Below are 6,189 nucleotides of genomic sequence, written 5' to 3'. Positions count from 1 at the left end.
TGTGTTGGTCGCACTTCTCATCCTGCCGCCGAAAGACCCGTCCCTTATCTCAGGCCCCGTCAGCCGACACCAACGTCATGCCCCGCAACAGCTAGAGGAGAAGAGCATCCCCGCCCCTGACCTCGAGGAGGCCAGGGCGATCAATAAGCGGCTCCGCGAGGAAAGAGTTCCCGACGTGACCACGTCGGCGGGTCGGATCGAGATGCGGACCGATGCGATCGACGGCAGCAGGCCGCCGGAATCGCTCACCCCGCACGACGTGATCATTCCTGGTCCTGGAGGCGACCTGCGTCTGCATGTCCTGCGCCCGCCGGGCGACGTGCGTGCGGTGATGGTCAATATCCACGGCGGCGGGTGGGTCATCGGGCTGCCTGAGCAGGACGACCTCATCAACGAACTGACAGTGAACACGTGTGGCGTCGCGACGGTCAGCGTGGACTACCGGCTTGCGCCGGAGCACCCCTATCCCGCCCAGCTCGAGGACTGCCTCGCAGCCGTCGGGTGGCTGCTCGAGCATGCCGAGGCCGAATTCGGCACCGACCGGCTGGTGATCGCCGGAAGTTCCGCCGGCGGTCACCTCGCCGCGATGACCTTGCTCCACCTGCGCGACGAACTGCACGCGATCGACCGGGTCCTGGCCGCGAGTCTGGTGTTCGGCGTCTACGACGTGAGCCTGAGCATCGCCGCACGCTTGGCCACGCCGGACACTCCTGTGCTCACGGCACAGTACCTCCAGGGCACCGCCGAGGTGGTGTTCCCGATCGGCCTGGAATCGTGGCACAGCCCGCGGTTCTCACCCCTGTACGCCGATCTCGCGGGTCTGCCCCCCGCCTTGTTCACGGTGGGCAATCTTGACCCGCTGCTCGACGACTCGCTATTCATGAGTGAGCGGTGGAAGGCAGCCGGCAACGACGCCGAGCTCGACATCTGGCCTGAGGCACCGCACAAGTTCTTCGGCAAGGTCCCGCCGGTGGGCAAGCACGCCCAGGCGCGGATCAATTCCTGGCTCAACGCGCGCCTCGACGCGTGACGGAAAGTCAATCCACAGAAGAACCGATCTTCTCCAGACTGCTCGCGCCCGGTGGGTCTTGCTCCCGGCAGCACGCCGAGGACTGGAAGGCGCGGAATGAAGAGTTGAGTAAGCCGATCCTACGAAGGAGACTCCGATGCCCGGAGCCAAGACGACCAGCCGGCGCTGGGTGAACACACTGGCCTGGTTGGCCGTGATGCTCGATGGATTCGACCTGGTGATGCTGGGAGCAGTGGCACCCAAGATGCTGAGCGAACGGGTCTGGAATCTCACTCCCGGCGGGATCGCGGCGATCTCCACCGCCGGACTGGTCGGGATGACCGTCGGCGGAATGATCATCGGGTCGTTCACCCACCGGATCGGCCGGCGAAAGGCACTGGCCATCTCGGTGGCGTGGATGTCATTTTTCACCATCCTATCCATCGCGGCGCCTTCGGCGTTCCTGTTCGGCTTGCTGCGGTTCTTCGCCGGCATCGGGCTCGGTGGCTGCGTCCCGACCGCACTCGCGTTGGTCAGCGAGCACTCCCGAAGCGGGAAGGGGAGTAGCGCGGCCACCACGACCATGACGGGCTACCAAGTCGGTGCCATGCTGACCGCACTCATCGGGATAGTCGTCATACCACGACTCGGCTGGCAGGCGATGTTCGTCGTCGGCGCAGTGCCGGGTCTGGTACTGGTGCCACTGGTCCTGAGGTATCTGCCTGACTCGCAGCCTGACTCGCAGCCGGTGGTAGAGCGCAGCTGGGACGTGGTTTTCAGCCTGTTCCGGCACGGTCGGGCGGTGTCGACGCTCACTTTCTGGGTGGCGTCGTTCATGGGTCTGCTTCTCGTCTACGGGCTCAACACATGGCTCCCGCAGATCATGCGGGTCGCCGGCTACCCGTTGGGCACCGCATTGAGCCTGTTGCTGACCTTGAACCTCGGCGGCATGATCGGGATGATCGTCGCGGGCTTCGTCGCGGATCGGGTAGGGGTCAGAGGCCCACCGTCGGCTGGTTCGGTGCGGCGGCGGTGCTGCTGGCGTTGCTCAGCGTGAAGTTGCCGGGAGCTGGTCTTTACGTCGCGGTGTTCGTGACCGGGTTCTTCGTTTTCAGCGCGCAGGTTCTGGTCTTTGCCTACGTCGCGGCCACCTACGGCGATTTCCTGCGGGCCACAGGCCTCGGCTGGGCGGCGGGCGTCGGGCGACTCGGTGCGATCACCGGGCCCATCATCGGCGGTGTCCTGCTCGACGCCGGTCTGGCGTACCCGTGGGGCTTCTACACGTTCGCCGTCGTCGGCGTACTTGGCGCCGGCGCCATCCTCGCTGTGCGGTCACGCGTGAGGGCCGCTCACCGTCCGGCACCGGAGAGCGCGTCCGTGTCCTCGGCCTAGAGTACGCGTGCGGCTCGGGTTCGGGCCCCGGGCAACTGAAGGCAGTTGGCGCGGGTGCCTCCTCGGCCTGTTCCTCGCGGACACTGTGAAGTCCCGACCAGGGTGGCGCTCGAGGTGAGTGGCTAGTGTCGCGAGTCGTTAGTTCGGTGGTAGGTAGGGTGGGTATGCCGAACCCGAAGGCTGAGCCGGTGGTGTCGTCCGAGGAGGAGCGGCGAGTTTTGCTGTCGTGGATTCGGCGTCGGAAGACGGCGCAGGCGTTGGCGGCGCGAGCTCGAATTGTGTCGCGGTGCGCCGAAGCCGGCACGATCGGCCAGGTAGCCGTCGATCTGGGCGTTTCCCGGGACGTGGTTTCCAAGTGGCGGTCGCGGTTCCTGGTTGGCCGGCTGGACGGCTTGTCGGATGAACCGCGTCCGGGGCGGCCGCGGTCGATCACTGATGACCGGGGCGAGCGGATGACCACCAAGACCCTGGAAGAAGCCTGGGGTAAGGACACGCACTGGTCGACGCGGTCGATGGCGCCGGCGACCGGCCTGTCTCAGTCGGCGGTCTCGCCGATCTGGCGGGCGTTCGGGTTGAAGCCGCATGCGATCGAGACCTGGAAACTGTCGACTGATCCGCAGTTCGTGGACAAAGTCCGTGATGTCGTCGGCCTGTACATGGCGCCACCGGAGAAGGCGTTGGTCCTCGTGGTGGACGAGAAAAGCCAGATGCAGGCGATCGACCGGACCGCCCCGATCTTGCCGCTTATGCCGACCACGCCGGCGCGGCTGACTCATGACTACGTTCGTCACGGCACCACCAGTTTGTTCGCGGCGTTCGACGTCTCCAGCGGGTCGGTAATCGCCCAGCACTACCGGCGGCACCGTCGCCAGGAGTTCCTGCGTTGCCTGAAGCTGATCGACGCGGCCGTTCCGGAGGAACTCGACCTGCACCTCATGCTGAACAACTACGCCAGCCACAAACCCCGCAGGTCAAGAACTGGCTGCTGCGCCGTCCCCGGTTCCACCGGCACGTCACCCCGACCAGCAGTTCATGGCTGAACCTGGTCGAGCGCTGGTTCGCCGAGCTGACCAACCGAAACTCCGCCGCTCCGCCCACCGCAGCGTCACCGCACTGGAAAAGACGTACGACAGTGGACCAGCGAATGGCACGCCAACCCGAAACCCTTCGTATGGACGACGCCCGCCGACGACATCCTCGACACCCTCGCCGCCTACTGCAAGCGAATCAATGACTCAGCACACCAGGTCACCGGCACCGCTTCGCTGAGGGCACAGCAACTCCGGGACTGACGGTTGTCAGGCTGAACGCGCCAGCCTGAAAGTCCAGGGCTCAATCTAACCGGAAGTGCGACGACAGGTGGGCCCGCGGATGGGAACGTCCCGTTTCAACTCGGACCGACTGCGGTGGCCGCTCGGCGTCCGATTGCGATAATTTTCCGACAAGCGAGGAGACGGAGTCGATGACCGTGAGCGATGAGATCTGCGAATGGGACACGGGGACGCTGGCACGGCGGATCGCCGCCAAGGAAATCTCCCCGGTGGAGGCGCTCGACGCGGTGCTGGCGCGCCTTGACCGGCTCGAACCGAAGCTGAACATGTTCGCCACCGTGGCAGTCGATCAGGCTGCGGAGCAGGCGAAACAGATCGAGGCCGACATCGCCGCCGGCCGCGAAGTGGGACCGCTCGCAGGCGTGCCCACTGGTGTCAAGGACCTGATTTGCACCCGTGGCATCCGCACCACGTCCGGCTCGTACGCCTACGCCGATTTCGTGCCCGACGAGGACGATGTGGTGGTCGAGCGGATCAACGCTGCGGGTGCCGTGGTGATCGGCAAGACCCAGGTGCCCGAGTTCGGCTTCTCCGGCACTGGGCAGACGCCGCTCGCCGCCCCGACGAGAAACCCTTGGGACCTGGAGCGGACCTCCGGTGGCAGTGCAGCGGCGGTAGCCGCCGGCGTCGGCCCGTTCTCGCTGGGCAGTGACGGTGGCGGCTCGATCCGGATCCCCGCGAGCTTCTGCGGTGTCTACGGCTTCAAACCGACTATGGGGCGCGTGCCGCTGTACCCGGGCACCAAGGACGAACGCTATCCCGGAGTGTCCAGCTGGGAGTCGCTCGAGCACATCGGGCCGCTGACCCGGACGGTGGCCGACGCGGCACTTGTGCTGTCGGTGATCGCCGGTTACGACGAACGTGACCGCCTGAGCATCCGTTCCGACGACGTCGATTGGCTCCGTGCGGCTGACGGCGATCTACGTGGCTTGCGGGTCGCCTACAGCCCGGATTTCGGGTACGCGCCGGTGGATCCCGCCGTGCGCGCGGTCGTGGATCAAGCCGCCGCGGTGTTCGAGCGCGATTTGGGCTGCACCGTCGAGCGCGCTGACCCCGGGTGGGACGACCCTTACGAGGCACTGCTGCCCATGATTTTGTGCGAGAGTGATCTGACCGGTCTACGGCGAATGGCCGATGAGCTTGGCGACCGCATGTCACCGCATCTGGCTGAAGCGCTCCGCATCGACTGGACCGCCGAACAGCTCACCAGTGCAGTGATGCGCCGAAAAGCCATTTACAATGCGTCCTGGCGCTTCCTCCGTGAATATGATCTGCTGCTGACTCCGACGCTTCCCGTGCCGGCGTTCGAGCACGGTTTGCCACGATCGACGGTCGCGATGTCGACGCGTTCTACTGGCTCTCGTTCACCTTCCCGTTCAACTTCACCGGACAGCCCGCTGCGACTGTACCGGCCGGCTTCACCAGCGAAGGGCTCCCGGTCGGTCTCCAGATCGTGGGTCGGCGCATGGATGACCCTCTGGTGCTCAGGGCCTCGGCCGCCTTCGAGGTCGCCGCCCCCTGGCACGACCGGCGACCGCCAATCCTCACCGACAGCACGCGGGGCTGACGGAGGAGACGAAGGGAGCTGGGCCGATCAGCTGGGCCCGGGGGCCTCGCTCCCCGATGGCTCGCGGAGCGAACGAGACCCCCTGATCTGTTCGCCCTGACGAGGTTCGGTGCCGCGCCAAGTGCAGATGGGCGATGCCGGAGACGGTGTCGTTGAGTGTGCTGGCGGCGCGGCGGTAGTCGCGCAGGATCTTCCGGCATTTCATCTGCGCCAGTGTGTGTTCGACGCGGGCACGGATCTTGCGATGGCCGGTGTTGAGGTGTTCCTGCCAGTCGGGGAGATGGCTGCCGTCGCGGGGTTTGCGGTAGGGCATGATCACAGCCGGGTTGCCTTGGTAGCTGCCGTGGGCCATCACCGGACGCCCCGCCAACTTCTGCTCGATGCCGGAGTCGCGGTAGACGGTGCAGTCGCCTGCGTTGCCTGGACGGGGCGTCGCCGGTGGCGATCACCAGCCGGGTGTCGGCGTCGATCGCGATCTGCACGTTCGCCGAGTACCGGTAGTTCTTCGGCGGTGCCGCCAGTCGGTGATCCACGTCGGCACCAGCGTGCCGTCCACGATCGCGACGGCGTCGATCCGCCGTGTGCGGACCGGGGCCAGCGCCAGCAGCGGGCCGATCGTGTCGCTTCCCCCGGTGCGGCGCGGAATGCGATACCCCGAACAGCGGTCCGATCTGGCGCGTCGTCAGGTTCGTCCGCCGATAGGTCGCGACCAGCAGTACACGATCGGCCAGGTCCAGGCGCCGCCGACGGCCGGGCCGGCCGTCGGCGATCTCGTCACCGCCGCGGTTCGCCGTGATCCGCACCAGCGTGCGGAACGGGCCCGGCTCCAACCCCGTGATCGGGGCAATCCACTCCGACCGCGACGCCGAGATCACCTGCACCACACTATG

Annotated in this window: 4 protein-coding genes and 2 pseudogenes; 5 read left to right on the top strand and 1 reads right to left on the bottom strand. The window is 66.4% G+C overall.

What is annotated here, in order from left to right; translation table 11 throughout:
* From ACWEOE_RS39435 to ACWEOE_RS39415, 5 genes and pseudogenes are all read left to right on the top strand, one after another.
* Positions 1 to 1,030 (top strand): alpha/beta hydrolase (locus ACWEOE_RS39435; RefSeq protein WP_452018496.1); only part of this gene is annotated, 1,030 nt, incomplete at its 5' end.
* Positions 1,031 to 1,166: 136 nt separating this feature from the next.
* On the top strand, positions 1,167 to 2,066 hold the full coding sequence (locus ACWEOE_RS39430; RefSeq protein ID WP_452018494.1) for an MFS transporter: 900 nt from the start codon (positions 1,167 to 1,169) through the stop codon (positions 2,064 to 2,066).
* On the top strand, positions 2,063 to 2,401 hold the full coding sequence (locus ACWEOE_RS39425; protein ID WP_452018492.1) for a hypothetical protein: 339 nt from the start codon (positions 2,063 to 2,065) through the stop codon (positions 2,399 to 2,401). Before ACWEOE_RS39430 ends, ACWEOE_RS39425 begins: the two co-directional genes overlap by 4 nt.
* A gap of 164 nt (positions 2,402 to 2,565) precedes the next feature.
* Positions 2,566 to 3,693: pseudogene (locus ACWEOE_RS39420) on the top strand (IS630 family transposase).
* Between the two features lie 170 nt (positions 3,694 to 3,863).
* On the top strand, positions 3,864 to 5,399 hold the full coding sequence (locus ACWEOE_RS39415; protein WP_452018490.1) for an amidase: 1,536 nt from the start codon (positions 3,864 to 3,866) through the stop codon (positions 5,397 to 5,399).
* A gap of 21 nt (positions 5,400 to 5,420) precedes the next feature.
* Here ACWEOE_RS39415 and ACWEOE_RS39410 read toward each other — a convergent pair.
* A pseudogene (locus ACWEOE_RS39410) lies at positions 5,421 to 6,180 on the bottom strand (transposase family protein); the annotation flags it as partial.
* Between the last annotated feature and the right edge of the window lie 9 nt (positions 6,181 to 6,189).

The organism is Amycolatopsis sp. NPDC004368, assembly GCF_053602515.1.
This window is presented reverse-complemented; position numbering and strand designations above follow the sequence as displayed.